This window comes from Marvinbryantia formatexigens DSM 14469 (assembly GCF_025148285.1).
In the GTDB taxonomy this organism is placed as follows: domain Bacteria; phylum Bacillota; class Clostridia; order Lachnospirales; family Lachnospiraceae; genus Marvinbryantia; species Marvinbryantia formatexigens.
Genome location: NZ_CP102268.1, coordinates 3,085,245 through 3,103,971 on the forward strand (window position 1 = coordinate 3,085,245; position 18,727 = coordinate 3,103,971).

An 18,727-nucleotide genomic window follows, 5' to 3' on the forward strand; every position below is an offset into this window, starting at 1 on the left:
TTTGATGAAGGAGTATTTATATATGAGCAGATTCGAACGGCTGAGTTAAAAAATCATGGGAAAGATGTGCTGGAAATGGTTGACGCTGATATTGCTTCCGGTAAAATTGAGATATATACGAACCAGAGGCTGAAAGAAATGGCTGTTTACCGGATATTTGAAAACAATGTCAGAGAAAACCGTATCCTGTATGACACAGGAGACCTTGGCGAGGTCTACGCCATTTCGCTGGCGCAGACCCTGGGAGCGTACGCTCTTGTTACGGATGATATAAAGCAAGGCGGACCGTACATGTCGCTGCTTCAATTTGAAGATGAGGCGATGCCGTTTACATTTGCCGATGTCCTGATACTGAGATATCTTACCGGAACAGTTGATGAGATGCAGACAGTAAAGGATTTTCATGCTATCAATGATGCATCGGATCTGAAATGGGTTTTTCAAAGCCATCTGAAAAAGTTTATCCGGAGATTCTGGTACGACCCATACAGAAAAGGGGATACGGCATGGATTGAAAAGCTTACCTCTGAAAAAGGAATTAACGTAAAGAGTAAATTGATGGCTCTGAGAAAACTGATGTAGTCAGGGCGGCACCTGCCTACTCCTGTTCATGGCACGGTATCAGATTGCTGACATACGGGCGTGCGCCGGAGAGCACTTCATCATAAAAATTCTGCTTCCAGTCAATATAGGCAATGCTGTCCTGCAATTCCTCAATAGAAGAGCGCAGCTCCTGCTGTTTTTTGGTCAGCATTTCCTTGCGCTGCGGGATGGTGGATTCTCCCAGCAGGCACAAATCCAGATACTCTTTCATTTCCTGGATACTCATGCCGCATTTTTTCAGGCAGGTGAGGTCCTTGATCCATTTTACATCTCTTTCATCAAAAATCCGCCGGTTGTTACGGTCACGTTTCACATTGGGAACCAGTCCCTCATTGCAGTAGAATTTCAGAGTCTGGTAGGTCATATCCAGCTCCCGGCAGACCTGCATCATCGTATACATCATGTGTTCCTCCTGTTGTTTTTTATAAACGTTTTTTTATAAAAAGCTATTGACCGATAGTTACTATCGTAAAATATAATCGGTTATGAGAAGCGGTTCAATAAACCGGATTGTAACATAAAAACTGCAGGATTGCAATAAAAGGAGGATTTTCACATGGACAAATTTACATTTTCTTATCCGACAAAGGTTTATTTTGGGGAAGGGAGCGCGGCGCAGGCGCTGGGCGCGGAGCTTTCCGGGACCGGGGAGACCGTGATGCTGGCATATGGCGGCGGCTCCATTAAAAAGAACGGGATTTATGATGAAATCAGAGCGCTTCTGGAGAAGGCGGGCAAAAAAGTGGTGGACTTTTCCGGTATCATGTCAAACCCCACTTATAAAAAAGCGCAGGAGGGCGCGGCTCTGGTGCGTGAACAGCACGTGGACTTCATTCTGGCGGTGGGCGGAGGCAGCGTCATCGACTGCTGTAAGGTCATTTCCGCACAGGCAGTGCTGGAGGAAGATATCTGGGATATGGAATATAAAAAAGGAAAATTCCCGGCAGGCGGAATCCGGATGGGTGCGGTCGTGACGGCTTCCGGTACCGGAGCGGAAATGAACGCGGGCGCGGTCATCACGTATGAGGAAAAGAAGTGGAAGGGACCGGTCTTTGGAACGGCGGCTTCCTTTGCCGTGCTCGACCCGGCGTATACGATGTCGGTACCTCAGATGCAGGTGCTCTCCGGCGCGTTTGACACCCTGAGCCACGCGATGGAAACCTATCTGGGCACATCTGATAAGGATAATGTGTCGGATGATGTGGCGCTGGCGGTTATGAAAAATACGGTGACCAATATGCGCCGCCTCCTGAAGGACAGCGGCGACTGCCAGGCGCGCAGCAATCTGATGTGGGATTCTGCGATGGCGGAGAACGGAATTCTGAAATGCGGTCGTCTGACAGATTTCCAGGCGCACCAGATTGAACACCAGCTGGGCGCCTACACGGACTGCAACCACGGACAGGGGCTTGCGGTCATCCAGCCCGTCTATTACCGTCATATCGTGAAGGATGCGCCGGAAAAATTCACCCGGTTCGCCAAAGTCGTTTTCGATGCGGACAGCGCTGAAGCCGGTCTGGACGCGCTGGAGGCTTTTATCAGAGAGTGTCATCTGCCAACGAAAATGAGGGAACTGAAATCCACGGTGGAAATTACGCCGGAGGTGCTGCGCCAGGTGGCGGATACCTGCAATATCATCAAATGCAATCCCCGCGAGCTTGACAGGGAGGAAATCTATCAGATTCTTCTGGAGTGCCTGTAAAACAGGCATCCGGACTGCCGGTGCGCATGATGGCGCGCCGGCACGGAGAAAGCATCCGGGCGTCTGATGCAGAAAAATGTATCGGAGGGGAAAATGGATATCGATAAACTGGAGCTGCTCAGAAATGTGATTGACGCATATGGGGTGAAGCTGTGGATTCTGCAGGATGAGACGGAGCAGACGCCGGAATTTGATGAGGGTCTGAGAAAACAGCTTTATCAGAACTATGATTACTCTTTTCTGGCAGAGCAAATCAGAAAAAACTGTCATCCGGACAATGTCTATCGGGTATATGATAATTTTGCGCTCCATTATCTTATATTTCTTATGCCGCCGTCCGGGCCGGAGGGCAGGAAGTACATTATTATAGGCGCTTATTTTATGGAGCAGGAAAAGCCGGACGCGGTGCGCATTGCCGATGAGGCGAAGCTGGAGCTGTATCAGGTGCAGACCCTGAAGGAGTATTATTACGGCACGACGAGCGCCGCCAACATCGAGCATGTTGTGTGCTCGTTGCTGAGAATGCTGTACCCGGAAATCAACTGGAAAATCGAAAAGACAGGAATCAGCCTGCGGGAGCCGCAGACAGACGGAATGCGCCCGCGCCCGCAGGCGGAAGACGAGCTTTCCATGAGGATGATAGAGGAGCGCTATAAATGCGAAAATGAGATGCTGAACGCGCTCGCCCAGGGAGATGCGGATAAGGTGGAGGAGAAGATGAGCAGGCTGGTAAAATTCCGCCTGGAAACCAGAAGCGACAGCAGTCTGAGAGACGCGAAGAACAATCTGGTTATCATGAACGTCCTGTTCAGGAAAGCGGTGGAAAATGCGGGCGTTCATCCTTATTATATCGATAAGCTGTCCTCATCCCTGGGAAAAAGAATTGAGGCGGCGAGAAATATGATAGATATCGTCAGCATCAACCGGGAATTTGTGCGCCGGTACTGTCTTCTTGTCAGAAATTATGCGCTGCAGGGGTATTCGCCGGTTATCACAAAATGTCTGAATTACATCGATTTTAACCTCACGGAAGAACTTACGCTGAACAGCCTGGCGGAAAGGTTTTCCGTCAATGCAAGCGCCCTGTCCAAGAAGTTCAGAAGTGAGCTGGGAATGACATTGACCGATTACGTGAATAAAAAGCGGGTCGATTCCTCCATGCTTCTTCTGGCAACGACGAAGCTGCCCGTCGGGGAGGTCGCGGCGCAGGTGGGGTATCTGAATGAAAATTATTATTCGCGGATATTTAAAAAAATCCGCGGCATTTCTCCAAGGGAATACCGGGAAATTATGACCGGAAAAGAATAGACGGATTTTTTCAAAAAACCTCCGGTCGGGAGAAATCGTGCTAAAAACTGCCAAAGCAGGGATAAAGGTTTTTCTTCTTTTCACTTATAATAGTCTCATAAAAAGTTCGGGAATGCGCAATACCGTAAACGAAAGAAAGTGAGAGAAGATTATGAGTAAGAAAAAGAAAGAAAACAGGGTGGGACTGGGAAGGCTTCTGATCTGGAAAAGCTCTGACATTTCACAGGCTGCGGTCCAGTCAATCGTTCTGGGGTATCTGTCGCTGTACTGTACGGATACCCTGGGAATCGCACCGGCGCTGGTGGGCGTGCTGCTGGCGGCAAGTAAGGTGGCAGACGCATTTACAGACCTCTTTGCAGGCTGGCTTGTGGATAACACAAATACGAAGCTGGGAAAGGGCAGACCCTATGAGCTCTGCATTATCGGCGTAATGCTGTGCTCGATGGGACTGTTTATGGCAGACCCCGGCTGGAGCATGTTCTTTAAGTGTGCATGGATTTTCTGCATGTATACACTTGTATTTTCTGTTTTTACAACATTTCGTCAGGCAGGGATGGTGCCGTATATGATTCGTGCATTCAGCAATAATCAGGTGCTGATTACGAAGGTATCCTCCTATGGCGGTATTATCACAATGGCAGGCTCGATTATAATCAGTATGCTGTTTCCGAGGGTGATGGGAAGGCTTGCCACCAGCGCATCCGGCTGGACGGCAACGGTTGCCATTTTCGTGATACCGCTGACGCTTATCGCTCTGCTCAGATTCCTTTTTATCAAAGAAGACCCGTCGGTGGAGACCGGAGGGCAGCACAAGAAGGTGTCAATAAAAGAAATTTTTTCCATGCTGAAGGTAAATAAATATGTCTGGCTCTATGCGGGCATTATGCTGTTCTACAACATCAGCACATCGCTCGGCGCGGCGACTTATTTTTTCCGGTGGGTGATGGGAGATATCGGGCTGATGTCCTTTGTCGCGATGCTCTCTGTCGTTGTGATTCCAGTGATGTTTATATTCCCGGTTCTTATGAAGAAAATCGGTTCTATGGGAAATATGATTGCCTACTTCGCGGCGATTGGCGTTGCCGGCTATATCATTGTTTTCTTATCCGGAACCAATTTTGCCGGAATTATGTTCGGAATGCTCCTGGGCTCCTTTGCGGGACTGCCGATCGCGTATTACGGGGTGCTTTTCGTTATGCGCTGCTGCACCTATAACGAAATGAAGGGAATGCCGAGAATGGAGGCGTCCTCCAATATCATGGCGAATTTTATGTCCAAGGTCGGAGCGGCGGGCGGTTCTCTGATTACCGGCGTGCTTCTTGGTCTGGCGGGCTATGTATCGGGGGATAATGTGGCTGCCCAGCCGGATAGCGCCATTATGATGATACGCCTTCTCTTTTCGGTTGCGCCGGCTGTCTGCATGGCGGTAATCGGAATCTGCTCAAAGCAGTTTGCGGCGCTGGAAAAAATGATTCCGGAAAAACAGGAAAATTGTGCTAAAGATAGCTGAAATCGGTATAAAGAAAAAAGGAGCGGAAGTTTATAATTTATATGAGCCAGAAACAAATATGGAAGGGAGACAGACTGATATGAAGAAATTTCCGGAGAATTTTATGCTTGGCGCGTCAACCGCGGCGCATCAGGTGGAGGGTAACAATATACACAGCGATTACTGGGCACAGGAGCAGATGGAGCATTCCAGTTTTGTGGAGCCGTCTCTGGATGCGGTGGACCATTACCACCACTATGAGGAGGATATCCGGCTGATGGCGGAGGCGGGACTGAATGCGTACCGTTTTTCCATTGAATGGGCGCGGATTGAGCCGGAGGAGGGGAAATTTGATATAGAGGAGCTGGAGCATTACCGCAAGGTAATCCGCTGCTGCCGGGCAAACGGCATCGAGCCGGTTGTCACCTTGCTTCATTTTACCAGCCCCAGATGGCTTATTGAAAAGGGCGGCTGGGAAGCGGAGAGCACGGTCACCTATTTTGCGCGCTACTGCGCGTATGTTGTGATACAGCTTGGCGAGGAGCTGAATTACGTCTGCACGATAAATGAGGCGAATATGGGGCTGCAGGTTGCCGCGATTGGCAGACGCTATATGCAGCAGATGCAGAAGCAGGCGGCAGAGCAGAAAAATGGCGGCTCTGCAGAAAAAGAAGGCACGGCGGCAGAAAAGCTGGAGGGCAGCGTGCAGGTTGGCTTAAATATGGAAAGCCTTCTGAAAAGGCAGAAGGCGGTGGAGGAGGAAAACATCCAGGTGTTTGGCACTGCCAATCCGCAGATTTTTGTGTCCTCCAGAACGCCGGAGGGGGATCTGCTGGTGATGCGCGCGCATGAGGCGGCAAGAGACGCCATGAAGGCGATACGCCCGGATCTGAAAATCGGGCTGACATTAAGTCTGCACGATATACAGGCGCAGCCGGGCGGAGAGAAAGCCGCAGAAAAGGAATGGGAGGAAGAATTCCGCCATTATCTGCCGTTTATCAGAAATGATGATTTTCTGGGCGTGCAGAATTACACCAGGACGCTTATGGGAGCGGACGGAAGCCTTCCGGCGCCGGAGGGTGCGGAGCTGACGCAGATGAATTATGAATTTTATCCGGAAGCGCTGGAGCATGTCATAAGGAAGGTGGCAGAAGAATTTCAGGGAGAGCTTCTGGTGACGGAAAACGGAATTGCGACGGCGGATGATACGCGGAGAGTGGAATTTATCCGCCGGGCGCTGCAGGGCGTGCAGGCGTGCATACAGGATGGGATTCCGGTGAAGGGCTATATGCACTGGAGCCTTCTGGATAATTTTGAATGGCAGAAGGGATTCTCCATGATGTTTGGGCTGATTGCGGTGGACAGAAAGACCCGGACCAGATATCCGAAGCCGAGCCTTGCTTATCTGGGAAGCTGGCGGCAGGCGTAAAATGGCAGATGCCGCGGATGAAAAAGATTTGGAAAAAGAAAGGGGAAGATTTGCTTATGGCACAGTCATTTATTTATAAGGAAACAGCAGTCAATCAGTGGATCTGGACGGAGGAAAACCAGGAGCCGGAGAAGCTTTATGCCCGCGCGACCATTGAGAATATAAAGGAAGCGCTGAAGGAGCATGAAAATGTCACGGTGGTTTCCGCACAGTGGGAGCCGGTGCACGACGACTGGAAGGAGGTATTCCGGGTGGTGCTGTCGGAGGAGGGCTACGGCGCCCATCCGGCAACGATACAGGTATTCTGCCCGCTGGACTGGAACGGAAGATTTCTTGCCTGCACCGGCGGCGGTATCCGCACGCATCATATATATGAGATTCTTGGAAGGGAAAACCGCATTGTAATGCCGTTCAACGCAGTGGCGAACGGATTTGCCGCTGCCAATACGGACGGCGGCGTACCGGGCGACGTGTTCTGCTTCGGACTGGATGAGGAGACAAAGAAGATTGATTACGAGCTGATTTTAAATCTGGCATACCGCTCCACCCACAGCATGGCGGTGATCGCAAAGAAGGTAATCGAAGCGGTTTACGGTGAAAAACCGGCGTATTCCTATATGCAGGGTGCTTCCGGCGGCGGACGCCAGACGCTGACGGAGGCGCAGCTTTACCCGGAGGACTTTGACGGCTTCTGGGCGGTGGACCCGGCAATCAACTGGAATGAAATGATAGTGAGCGATACCTGGGGAATGCTTGTGATGAACCAGGAAGAGCACGTGGTAGCGCCCGGAAAAATGGAAGTATTCCGCAGAGAGGCAATCCGGCAGAACGGCGGAAGATATGACTTTATTGAGACGTCGGAGCCGCTGGTATTTGACCCGGCATCCTGCGTCGGGATGGAATCCGCGGACGGATGCATCACAGAAGAGGATGCAAGGGTCATGAAGCTGATTTTTGACGGACCTGAAACAAGGGACGGTCACGCCATCTGGTACGGCTTCCGTCCGGGCACGCATTTCTGGAGTTCGGGCGCCATCGGGGAGCAGGGCGGCGGATGCAACATACGCTCTCTGGCGGACGGCAGCTACCAGCCCATAATGAACAGCATGTTTGAGAGCATCGTGGATGCATGGGTAATGAGAGATATGCAGTATGACTGGTCGAAGGTCGATTACCGGGGGCTGGAGGAATTTTATAAAGAGGCGGTGCGGGTAACCGGCTGCCTGGAGTGCAACAATCCGGACCTGTATCAGGCAGAGCAGTCCGGCGCGAAAATTCTGCTTACCCATGCCGTAAATGACGACACGATTCCAAGCGACGGAACGATTGATTATTATAAGCGGGTCGTTGCCTATATGGGGCAGGAAAGCGGAGTACAGAAGTTCCTGCGGCTCTTTATGACACCCGGCGGCGGTCACACGGATATTACAAGTCCGGGATTAAATCTGACGACCTCCATCGGAATGACGGCGCTGATGAAGTGGGTAGAAGAGGGCGAGGCTCCGGAGCTTCTGGACGGCGTACAGTACGATTTTGAGCAGAAGGCGCCGCTGCTGACGGGAAAAGTTTCGCTGTACAGCCTTGATAATCCCGGCAGATGCGTGGAAGTGGCAGAGACGTCGGCATACGCGAAGCGCGATGCATATGACGCTGCACAGCGTAAGGATGAGTTGTTTATGTTGAAAAAAGAAAAAACAGACCGCTATTATGGAAAGACGGAGGAATAAGGATATGAGTACGATTAAGACGGTATGCAAAGAAATCAGACCGGAGGAGCTGGGCTTTACCTCTATGCACGAGCATCTGCTCTGCGATTTTACAGAAATGATGAAGCTGTCCATCGAGCCGGAGATACGCGCGCGGATTGATTATATCCCGGAATCAATGCTGAAATTAAATCTGGGAAATCTGTATGCGCTGCGGACCGGAATGGGCACCTTTTCAAAAGATTGCGCATCGCTCTACGATATGGATTATATGGTGGGAGAGCTGAAAGCGTTTGCAGCGATGGGCGGGAAAGCCATCGTGGACGCTTCGCCGATAGCGGCAAAGGCACAGAAGAATGTGCGCGGACTGCAGGAGCTATCTGAAAAATCGGGTGTCCACGTTGTAACCTGCACGGGGCTTTATACGGCGGCGACGCAGCCGGAGGAATATAAGGCGATGCCGGAGGAGGAGCTGGTGGCGTTTTTTAAGAAGCAGATGGAGGAAGGTCTGGACGGCACCGGGGTGAAGCCGGGATTTATGAAATGCGCCATCAATACGCCCGGCGACTGCATGGGGGTGGACGCGTCGGAGATTAAGGCGGTCCGTGCCTGCGCCCGCGTTGCGGCGGAGACGGGATGCTCCATCCACATCCACAACGGATATCCGATGGGCATGGAGGAGTGCGTTCCGGTTGCGCAGATGGTGCTGGATCTCGGTGTGAAGCCGGACAAGCTGCTGATGCTTCATATGGATTCCCTGATACTGAGACCGCACACGGATATGGAGTATATTTCTGATTTTGCGGCGGTAAAGACGGTGAATATCGATTTGATGCTGCGTCTGCTGGATATGGGCGTGAACGTCGGATTTGATTCCTGGGATATGCTGGTCGGGGGATTTCCGACGAACACAGACCGCCTCAAAGCACTGGCGGAGCTGCTGAGGAGAGGCTACGGAAATAAGATTGTCATGGGACACGACGCGTATGATAAGTCGCGCTCCGTGGCATACGGATACACCGGATTTACCGGCTTTATCCGCAATGCGCTTCCGGTTCTGCGCCAGCTAGGCTACGAAAAGGAAATCGGAATGCTCACGACAGAAAATCCCGCACGCATCCTGGCATTCTGATAAAGGCAGAAAAACGGAGAACGAAGATGGGTATGGATATCAGAGAATGTCTGAAAAATATGACACTGGAAGAAAAGGTGCTTCTTCTGGAGGGTGCGGACAAGGGCTTTACGAATCCGGTGAAGCGGCTGGGTATCCCGCGGATTCTGCTGGCGGACGGTCCCCACGGGGTGCGCGTGGAAAAGGGAACGGAGCCGGACGGCGACGCTCCGTACACGATGACGGGAGAAATGGAGGAGACGACCGCTTTCCCGTGTGAGGCGGCGATGGCGGCGACCTGGGATGCAGGGCTGCTGGAGAAAATCGGGCGGTGCATGGGAGAGGAATGCCGTGCTCTTGGCGTGGGCGTGCTGCTGGGACCGGGAGTGAACGGAAAGCGTTCCCCTCTGGGCGGGAGGAATTTTGAGTATTTTTCCGAGGATCCGTATCTGTCCGGAAAGCTTGCGGCGGCGCTGATAAGGGGCGTGCAGTCGCAGGGCGTGGGCACATGCCTGAAGCACTATGCGCTGAACGACCAGGAGAGCCGCCGCACCTCTGTGAACGTTCACATAGACGAGCGGGCGATGTGGGAAATTTATCTGAAGCCCTTTGAGATTGCAATCAGAGAGGCGGCTCCGTTTAGCGTCATGGCAGCCTATAATAAAGTGGACGGCCATTATATGAGTGAAAATGAGGAAATGCTCGCCCATATCCTGCGGGAGCGCCTGGGCTTTCCGGGCGCTGTCGTCTCTGACTGGGGAGCGGTCCACGATAAGGTCAGCGCCGTGAAAGCCGGGCTGAGCCTGCAGATGCCGGGACCCGGAAGGGACGCCGGGCGGGTGATAAAAGCCGTAGAGGACGGGGAGCTTACGGAAGCGGAAATTGACAGGCGCGCAGGCGAGGTGCTGCGGCTGGTAAAGAAGGTGACGGAGGCGCGCGGCAAAAAACAGGCGGAGCCGGACTGGCAGGAGCATCACCGGGCTGCCGTGCAGACGGCGGCGGAGGGGATGGTGCTTCTGAAAAACGAAGACGGCATCCTGCCGCTGAAGCAGGCGGGCACGCTGGCGGTGCTCGGAGAGCTGGCAGAAAAGCCCTGCTTTGTGGGCGGAGGAAGCTCCAGCCTGACACCGCGTCAGATGGATATGCCGCTGGAATGTCTGGGCGGAGAATATACGGTTTCCTATGCGAAGGGCTATGCGGCAAACCGGACGACAGAGGAGCTGTTAAACCAGGCGGTGCGTACAGCCGGGACGGCGGATACCGTGCTGCTTTTTGCCGGCGTCAGCACTTCGGAAAGCCTGGACAGGGATACAATTCTGCTCCCCAGGGAACAGATCAGACTGGTGAGAGCGGCTGCCGCGGTCAATCCCAATATCGTGCTGGTCACACAGTGTGGTTCGGCAGTCGATTACAGTGAAGCCGAAAAGTATGTGAAGGCAATCCTTCACGTCTGGATTCCGGGCGAGGGCTTCGGGGCGGCGCTTGCCGCCATTCTTTCCGGCAGGATATCGCCGTGCGGAAAGCTGGCGGAGACCTTTCCGGTCTGCCTGGAGAACACGCCGGCATATCCGGATTTTCCCGGTGTAAAGGATGAGGTGTATTACCGGGAAGGGCTGCTGACGGGCTACCGCTTTTATGACACCAGGAGGATTCTGCCCCGGTATCCGTTCGGCTTCGGGCTTTCCTACACCACCTTTGCGCTGGAAAATCTGAGGCTGTCTTCCCACAGAATTTGCAGCAGGGAAGAACTGACGGTTTCTGTCGATGTGAAAAATACCGGGAGCATGGCGGGAAAAGAAGTGGTGCAGCTTTATATCCGGGATGAAAAATCTGCGTTCTTCCGCCCGGAAAAGGAGCTGAAGGAGTTTGCGAAAGTAAAGCTGGAGCCGGGAGAGACAAAAACCGTTGTGCTGAAGCTGACAGAGGACGCCTTTTCCTACTATGTGCCCCATCTGGGACGGTTCGCGGTGGAATCAGGAAGCTTTGCTGTTCTGGCGGGCACCTCCAGCCGGGATATCTGTCTGGAGGATACGGTGGAAGTTATCTCGGAAGATGAGGTGCGGCTTCCGCTCGGCATGACGGATTCCTTTAAGGATTTTCTGGAGGATGACCGGTATACGGTGTACGCCCGACAGTTCCTCGCGGCGCTCCGGGTGGATGAATCCCATATGTTCTATCAGATGCTTCTGGGGGTAAATCTGATTCAGATGCAGGAGCTTCTGGCGATTATGGGAATTGATGAGGCGACAGCGGGACGTATGACGGAAAATCTGATAAACCGACAGAGCGAATTTTGAATGGATTTGCGAAGGCTGCTGTAAATGGAGTGAGCAGTAATGTGTTTAGAAATTGTTTAACAAATCTGTCCTCTTTGTTTAGCTATCTGCGCTATTATGGGTTATAATAGAACCTGTACGGGAGGGCTGTGTGATGGGAAAGCGGACAGTAAAGAGAAGGATTTTTGTATCAAACGCGCTGATGGTTTTTGTGACGCTTGCGTTGTTTCTGCTGATAAGCGTATTTGTCCTCAAAATATATTCGGAATCCATTGAGACGGAGCTGAAGGCATCGGTGGAAGCCGGGATAGACGCGGACGGCTGGGACGACTGGATTGAGGAATGGACCATACACCGGGACGAATTTCTGCTTCTTTTTCTGGCGGAGGGGATGCTTGGCATTGCGGTGCTGGTGGTTGTGAGCCAGTTCTTTACGCGCAATCTGGTGCGTCACATCATGGAGCCGCTGGACGCGCTGTCAGCGGGAGCGGAAAGAATCCGGAACCACGATCTGACACAGGATATTTCCTACGAGGGGGAGCGGGAGTTTGAGGACGTCTGCGCCAACTTCAATGAAATGCGGGCGTCTCTTCTGGAGGCGCAGGAAAAAAACAGGAAGTACGAAAAAGCAAGAACTGATATGATTGCCGGCATTTCCCACGACCTGCGCACGCCCCTCACCGCCATCCGCGGGACCATTAAGGGACTGCTGGACGGCGTGGCGGCAACACCGGAGCGGCAGAAGAAGTTTCTGGAAACCGCATACCGCAGGACAGGGGAAATGAACGTGCTGCTGAACCGGCTGTTTTACATTTCAAAGCTGGAAACCGGAAACATGCCGCTGCATATGCAGACTATTGAGATTGCTGATTTTATCCGCAATTATGTGAGAGGAAAGCGGGAGACGCTGGAGAATGAGCCGGTGGAGCTGACTGCCGATATCAGAGCGGCGGGCGCGGTATCCGCCGATGCGGAGGAGCTCTGGCGCATTTTTGATAATCTTCTGGAAAACAGCAGAAAATACGGAGGCGCAGTACCGCTGAAGGTAAAAATTGTGCTGGATAAAACGCAGGAGGGATTTCGCATCTGCTTTTCCGATAACGGAGCGGGTGTGCCCGAAGAAAAGCTGCCCTTTATTTTTGATGAATTTTATCGCGGGGACGAATCCAGAAACCACAGGGATGGAAACGGGCTGGGGCTTTATATTGTCCGCTATCTGATGGAGGCGATGGGCGGAAGCGTCCGGGCGGAAAATGCGGACGGGCTTGCCGTTTATCTGGAGCTAAAGGAGATTGCGCGCCCCGGCGGGCAGCAGTCCCGGATAGATTCCAATGAAAGCGGGGCGGACGGCAGGAAATGATGCTTAAAGGACAGAAGCGGGGCGGACGGCAGGACATGATGCTTAAAAGACAGGAGCGTACCGACGGCAGAGCAGGCTGCAGAAAGGAGACCGGAGCGGAATATGGCGGAGAAAAGACGGGTGCTGATTGTGGAGGACGACGAGGATATCAGTATGGTGGAGGAGGCTTATCTGGAAGCGGCGGGCTTTGATACGGCAATCTGCCGGGATGGCGGGGAGGTCGCCGGGCTGCTTGGGAAGGAAAGCTTCGATTTGATTTTGCTGGATTTGATGCTTCCGGGGAAAAGCGGCTATGATATCTGCCGGGAAATACGGGAGCAGGTGGATATTCCCATTCTCATGGTGACGGCGCGGACGGAGACCGTGGATAAAATCAGAGGGCTGGGGCTCGGCGCAGATGATTATATCGCGAAGCCGTTTGACCCGGCGGAGCTGGTGGCGCGCGTGACGGCAAATTTAAGGCAGTATGACAGGATGATGCGGAAAATTCCGGAGGAAAAAACGGAAGAGCCGGAGGAAATCTGTGTCGCTGATTTGCGGATTCTCGTTAATAGCTGGAAGGTTTATAAGGGAGAGCGGGAAATCAAATTTCCGAACCGGGAGTTTGAGCTGCTGAAATTTCTCGCCATGAACCCCAACATCGTGTTTTCCAGGGAGCAGCTTTTTGAAAAGATATGGGGGTACGATTACGTGGGCGACAGCGTCACAGTCATGGTGCATATTAACCGCATCCGGGAAAAAATCGAGGACGACAGCAAAAATCCGAAGATTCTGGAAACGGTGTGGGGTGCCGGATACCGGTTTAATAAAGATTGAAAAAGTGTTTAGGATTTGTTTAGAAAAAATCCCTCTGTTTGTTTAACGCAGGTTGTTAAGATAACCGCAGAAAATAAAACAGGAGGGATTTTTTTATGATAAGAGAGGGAATAAATGGATTTTGTATGGCGCTGGCGGACAGTGTGCCGGGCGTATCGGGAGGAACGGTTGCGTTTATCCTGGGATTTTACGATAGCTTTATCGGTTCCATCCACGACCTGGCATTCGGCAGGCGGACAGAGAAAATGCGCGCCGTCCGCTATCTGGCAAAGCTGGGCACTGGCTGGGCAGTCGGAATGGTGCTGGCGGTGGTTGCCCTGTCGGCTTTGTTTGAGAGCCACATTTATGGAGTAAGCTCTTTATTTATCGGGTTTATCGCCGGGGCGATTCCGCTGATCGTAATAGAGGAGAAGGAGAGTATGCGGGAAGCCGGAAAGGGAATCCCGTTCTGTCTGCTCGGAATTGCGCTGGTCGCGGGCATTACCTGGGCGAATGGCAGAATTGGCGGCGGGGCGATGGACCTTAGTCAGTTTTCCGCGGGGATGGCGGTGAAGCTGTTCTTTATCGGAATGATTGCGATTTCCGCGATGTTTCTTCCGGGAATCTCCGGCTCCACGCTGCTGCTTATCTTCGGAGCGTACATTCCGGTGATTACGGCGGTGAGAGGCGTTCTTTCCCTGGATTTTTCTTACATTCCGTGTCTTATCTTTTTCGGATGCGGCGTGCTGACCGGTGCGCTGACTGTGGTAAAGGCAATTAAAATCTGCCTGGAGCGGTTCCGTCCGCAGACCATATACATGATTCTGGGAATGATGATTGGTTCCTTTTATGCCATCGTTATGGGACCGACCACGCTGGAGGCGCCGCAGGCGGCTTTAAGCCTTTCAAATTTTCAGCCCGTCGCTGCGGTTGCAGGGGTATTGCTGGTACTGGGGATGCAGAAGCTTAAAGCAAGAAGGTGACAGCCATGAGTGTGACAGGAGCAATTTATCTGGCAATTATGCTGCTGATTTTTCAGATTCCCGCTATCATGGGAGAGCGAGAATGACGGGAGGTGAAAAGCACAGAAATGGGTAATATTGAGTGGATGATTCTGGACTGGATACAAAGCATCCGGACGCCGGCGGGCGACGTTATCATTCCCTTCATTACGAAGCTGGGAAACATGGGAATGATATGGATTTTACTTGCAGTGCTTCTGCTGCTGATTCCGAAGACACGGAAAGCCGGAGCGATAATGCTGGCGGCATTATGTGTGGATTTGATTTTGTGCAATGGGATACTGAAGAATCTGGTCGGCAGGCTGCGCCCCTGCGATGTGAATACGGGCGTTCAGCTTCTGATTGCAAGACCGCATGATTTTTCCTTTCCGTCGGGTCACACGGCGTCTTCTTTTGCGGCGGTGACGGCGCTTTATCTGGCAGGGGAGAGGAAGCTGTGGAAACCGGCGCTTGTGCTTGCGGTTCTGATAGCGTTTTCAAGGTTGTATTTATATGTGCATTATCCAACAGACATTTTCGGAGGCGTGGTTGTCGGAATTATTTCCGGAATCATCGGCTTTTGGGCAGTCGGAAGACTGGAGAAATGGAGAAAAAGACACGGCGGCATGGAAGAAAAGGCACAATGAGGTTTTTAATGAAATGCTGCGGAAGACAGGAAAGTGACAGAGAGTTTGGAACTGCCTGGGAAGGCAAAAAAGGAGGCATACAGTATGGCGGTTGTGGTTATTCCGGCATATAAGCCGGATGAAGAACTGATGAAAATAACAGACAGGCTCTGGGCATATGGCTGCCGGATGATTGTAGTGGACGACGGCAGCGGGGAAGCATACAGAGCGGTGTTTGATAAGATAAAGGATGTCTGCGTGATTCTTCATCATCCGGAGAACCGGGGAAAGGGCGCTGCGATTAAGACGGCACTGTCTTACCTGAAAAATGGGGCGCCGCAGGAGGAAAAACAGAGCGGCGATGTGATTGGCGTCATGGACGCCGACGGACAGCATCTGCCGGAGGACATGATGAGACTGCTGAATTTTGCGGAAACGCACAGAAAGGCGCTGGTGCTGGGTGTGCGGACGGTCGGCAGGGAAATGCCGCTGAAATCAAGGCTGGGAAATCAGATTACCAGAATGGTTTTCCGCCTGGTCAGCGGCGTGGCAGTGTCCGATACGCAGACGGGCTTACGGGCGTTCGGCCCGGAGCTGATTACAAAATTGCTTTCGGTCTCCGGGGAGCGCTATGAGTATGAAACGAATGTGCTGATGGCGTGCGCAAAGGGAAGGGTTCCGATTGAGGAGTTGCCCATCGACACGATTTACCGGGACAGGAGCAATTCCAGCTCGCATTTTCACAGCATCCGGGATTCGGTGCGCATCTACCGGGATATGCTGAAGTTTACGCTTTCGTCGTTTTCTGGCTTTGTTCTGGATTATCTGCTGTTTTCATTGTTTTTGCTGTTTCTGCCGCACACGGCGTTCTGCGTGCTGCTGGCGAATATTGCAGCGAGGGCGGTCAGCGCTTTTTGTAATTACAGCATGAACTGCTGTTTCGTGTTTCACACAAACCGGAGAATGCAGACAGCCGCCCGGTATTTTGCGCTGGCGGGCGTTATATTGCTGCTGAATAATCTGATTCTGGGAATGCTTGTGCAGGTGCTTCATGTGCCCGTCCATCCGGCAAAGCTGCTGACGGAATGCCTGCTGTTTCTCTTTAGCTGGCTGATGCAGAACTGCGTGATATTCCGGAGAGAAAGGGTTTACGCCCTGCCGGAAGGAAAAGAAGGAAGCTGTGCCCATCCGGGCGGAAAGGTCGGGATGATATGAAAAAGAGAATTTTGTGGCTGGCGCTGGATACGATTGCGGCGGCGCTGATACTTCTCGCGGTGTGGATTGTAGATTATAAGCTTCCGCAGAAAGGAATCCGGGCAGCCGCTTTTGAGGAAACTCTGGAGGCGGCGGATGCCAGGGAGAGCAGCAGCGCGGACGCGAATGTGGGCGGAAGCACAGCCGCGAATGCGGGCGCAGGAGGAGCCGGTACGGATAATGGTGCAGAAGCTGGTGCGAATGCAGGCGCAGGAAATGGCGTGGAAGCCGGTGCGGATGTGGGAATCGACGGGGCAACGGAAGAACAGTGGGAGCAGCAGGGGATGCTGCAGAGCACAAATGTGGTACGGGATACGCAGGACTGGCATCAGAAATTTGCAGATAAATTTACGGATACAGTGGTTGCCACGGACACGTCCTATACCAGCCCGGATTTGTCCATTCAGCTGACTTATAATCAGTATGATACCGGAAAGCTGGATAAGTCAGGCTCCGGAAAGCATGAAAAATACGGAACACAGATATCATATGTGCTGGCGGATATTTACGTGGGAGATATCACCTGCCTGCGCACTGCTTTTGCGCAGGATACCTATGGGGTGGGATATTCGGAAAAGCTGTCGGGGATGTCGGACAGAATGAAGGCGGTGCTTGCCGTGAACGGCGATTCCTACAGCAACAACCGTCACCGGAATAACGGAACCATCATCCGCAACGGCGTCATCTACCGGAGCCAGGCGACAGACGCGGAAACCTGCGTGCTGAACTGGGACGGAACAATGGACATTTATACTCCGGACCAGATGGATATACAGAAACTGATAGAGCGTGGAGCATATCAGAGCTGGGTATTCGGACCGTCCCTGCTGGATGAAAACGGAAAAGCAAAGGACAGCTTTCTTACCTGGGACTATATCCGGCAGTCGCATCCGCGGACAGCAATCGGCTATTATGAGCCGGGACATTACTGCCTGCTGCTGGTGGATGGCAGGCAGAAGGCTTCCAGAGGCATGTTCCTGGATGAAATGGCGCAGCTGTTTGAAGAACTTGGATGCAAAGCGGCTTACAATCTGGACGGCGGTCACTGCTCCTTCATGAATTTCCAGGGGCAGACGGCAAACCATCCTTATAAGCCGGAGCATACGGTCTCCGATGGAATTTTTATTGTCGCGGGCAACGATCCAGGCGGACAGGCTTAACTGGTCCGATGTCCCGTGTGTCTGTATCGGGGTATTTGAATGTGGAGGAATCAGAATGAACAGATTAAGAGAAATTTTGTTACATATGTGTGCGATATGCAGTCTTATCTGCATTTCGGCAAAGGTGCTGGACTGGTATAATCCGTATATGGACTTTTCCGGACATATATGGGGCATCCAGATGGCGCTCTGCCTGGCGGTGCTTGTGCTGGCGGCTTTCCAAACCCCGGTCCGCCAGCAGAAAATCCCCGGAAAACGAAATGTAAAAAGAAATAAAACGGCATAGTAAAAGGAGACTTGCGCTTTGAGCAAAAAACTGCTAAACTCATATTAGAAAACAGTGCAGAAACAAAGCCGCAGGCAGAAAAAAATGACGGGCATACCGGGCGGCAGCGCGGAATGCCTGTTTTTTGGAAATGAAAGTTAGAAAAAACTAACCAAAAGGGGAGAGAGCATGAAAGCAAAGAAAACACATCTGCCGGTGTATGGGGTTGGTCCCTTATACGGCGTGGTTATTATCGGACTGACTGTCCTGTGGATTGTTTCAAGCGCGCACAACCGGATTCCTGTTATCCGGTATAAGGGAGCTTCTGTGATTATGCTGATTGCGGGAATCTGTCTGATTATCTGCGGAATCTATCTGTGGTATGCGGCGGTAATCCGGGGTAAAATTGATGACGGTATCCTGAATAACCATCTTGTGACGGACGGCATTTATGCAAAGGTGCGCAATCCAATCTATTCGGCATTTTTGTTTGCCTGCACGGGAGCTCTGCTGATTTACGGAAATATTCTGCTGCTGTTTCTGCCTTTCTTTTATTGGGGTTTCTGACGGTGCTGATGAAAGGCACAGAAGAAAAGTGGCTGCGGGAGCTTTACGGCGAAGAGTATAAGGAATACTGCAGAT

At 52.2% G+C, this 18,727-nt stretch carries 17 protein-coding genes; 16 read left to right on the plus strand and 1 reads right to left on the minus strand.

Features of this window, described 5'->3' with window-relative positions; genetic code table 11:
- Window positions 1-75: 75 nt before the first annotated feature.
- Window positions 76-582: a PIN domain-containing protein gene (locus NQ534_RS14510; RefSeq protein ID WP_006864517.1), complete on the plus strand. Its 507-nt coding sequence runs from the start codon at window positions 76-78 to the stop codon at window positions 580-582.
- A gap of 16 nt (window positions 583-598) precedes the next feature.
- On the opposite strand, the gene NQ534_RS14515 is transcribed toward NQ534_RS14510, so the two are convergent.
- A complete protein-coding gene (locus NQ534_RS14515) occupies window positions 599-1,006 on the minus strand; it encodes a MerR family transcriptional regulator (RefSeq protein WP_006864518.1) in 408 nt (135 codons plus the stop codon).
- A 153-nt stretch (window positions 1,007-1,159) separates the two neighbouring features.
- Between NQ534_RS14515 and NQ534_RS14520 the strand changes: the two genes are divergently transcribed.
- From NQ534_RS14520 to NQ534_RS14590, 15 genes are all read left to right on the plus strand, one after another.
- Window positions 1,160-2,305 carry an iron-containing alcohol dehydrogenase gene (locus NQ534_RS14520; RefSeq protein ID WP_006864519.1) on the plus strand — a complete coding sequence of 382 codons (1,146 nt, stop codon included), beginning with the start codon at window positions 1,160-1,162 and terminating at the stop codon, window positions 2,303-2,305.
- A gap of 93 nt (window positions 2,306-2,398) precedes the next feature.
- Window positions 2,399-3,613, plus strand: a complete 1,215-nt coding sequence (locus NQ534_RS14525; protein WP_050778392.1) for a helix-turn-helix transcriptional regulator — start codon at window positions 2,399-2,401, stop codon at window positions 3,611-3,613.
- Between the two features lie 151 nt (window positions 3,614-3,764).
- Window positions 3,765-5,123, plus strand: coding sequence for an MFS transporter (locus NQ534_RS14530; protein WP_006864521.1), 1,359 nt, complete (start codon window positions 3,765-3,767; stop codon window positions 5,121-5,123).
- A 79-nt stretch (window positions 5,124-5,202) separates the two neighbouring features.
- Complete coding sequence (locus NQ534_RS14535) at window positions 5,203-6,531, plus strand: glycoside hydrolase family 1 protein (RefSeq protein WP_040785553.1); 1,329 nt, start codon at window positions 5,203-5,205, stop codon at window positions 6,529-6,531.
- 56 nt (window positions 6,532-6,587) lie between these two features.
- On the plus strand, window positions 6,588-8,258 hold the full coding sequence (locus tag NQ534_RS14540; RefSeq protein WP_157200771.1) for a tannase/feruloyl esterase family alpha/beta hydrolase: 1,671 nt from the start codon (window positions 6,588-6,590) through the stop codon (window positions 8,256-8,258).
- Between the two features lie 4 nt (window positions 8,259-8,262).
- The gene (locus NQ534_RS14545) at window positions 8,263-9,369 is read left to right on the plus strand and encodes a phosphotriesterase family protein (RefSeq protein WP_040785537.1); all 1,107 of its coding nucleotides are present in this window, start codon (window positions 8,263-8,265) and stop codon (window positions 9,367-9,369) included.
- A 26-nt stretch (window positions 9,370-9,395) separates the two neighbouring features.
- Window positions 9,396-11,645, plus strand: a complete 2,250-nt coding sequence (locus NQ534_RS14550; RefSeq protein ID WP_006864525.1) for a beta-glucosidase family protein — start codon at window positions 9,396-9,398, stop codon at window positions 11,643-11,645.
- Window positions 11,646-11,778: 133 nt separating this feature from the next.
- Complete coding sequence (locus tag NQ534_RS14555) at window positions 11,779-12,984, plus strand: sensor histidine kinase (protein WP_074679910.1); 1,206 nt, start codon at window positions 11,779-11,781, stop codon at window positions 12,982-12,984.
- Between the two features lie 102 nt (window positions 12,985-13,086).
- Entirely contained in the window at window positions 13,087-13,800 is a 714-nt protein-coding gene (locus NQ534_RS14560; RefSeq protein WP_006861505.1) for a response regulator, read from the plus strand.
- A gap of 95 nt (window positions 13,801-13,895) precedes the next feature.
- Entirely contained in the window at window positions 13,896-14,762 is an 867-nt protein-coding gene (locus tag NQ534_RS14565; RefSeq protein WP_006861506.1) for a DUF368 domain-containing protein, read from the plus strand.
- 107 nt (window positions 14,763-14,869) lie between these two features.
- Window positions 14,870-15,427 carry a phosphatase PAP2 family protein gene (locus tag NQ534_RS14570; RefSeq protein ID WP_006861507.1) on the plus strand — a complete coding sequence of 186 codons (558 nt, stop codon included), beginning with the start codon at window positions 14,870-14,872 and terminating at the stop codon, window positions 15,425-15,427.
- A gap of 84 nt (window positions 15,428-15,511) precedes the next feature.
- Entirely contained in the window at window positions 15,512-16,621 is a 1,110-nt protein-coding gene (locus tag NQ534_RS14575; RefSeq protein ID WP_050778295.1) for a bifunctional glycosyltransferase family 2/GtrA family protein, read from the plus strand.
- Window positions 16,618-17,820: a phosphodiester glycosidase family protein gene (locus NQ534_RS14580; protein ID WP_006861509.1), complete on the plus strand. Its 1,203-nt coding sequence runs from the start codon at window positions 16,618-16,620 to the stop codon at window positions 17,818-17,820. Before NQ534_RS14575 ends, NQ534_RS14580 begins: the two co-directional genes overlap by 4 nt.
- A gap of 55 nt (window positions 17,821-17,875) precedes the next feature.
- Window positions 17,876-18,106, plus strand: coding sequence for a hypothetical protein (locus tag NQ534_RS14585; RefSeq protein ID WP_006861510.1), 231 nt, complete (start codon window positions 17,876-17,878; stop codon window positions 18,104-18,106).
- Window positions 18,107-18,274: 168 nt separating this feature from the next.
- Window positions 18,275-18,652, plus strand: coding sequence for a methyltransferase family protein (locus tag NQ534_RS14590; protein WP_006861512.1), 378 nt, complete (start codon window positions 18,275-18,277; stop codon window positions 18,650-18,652).
- Window positions 18,653-18,727 lie beyond the last annotated feature (75 nt).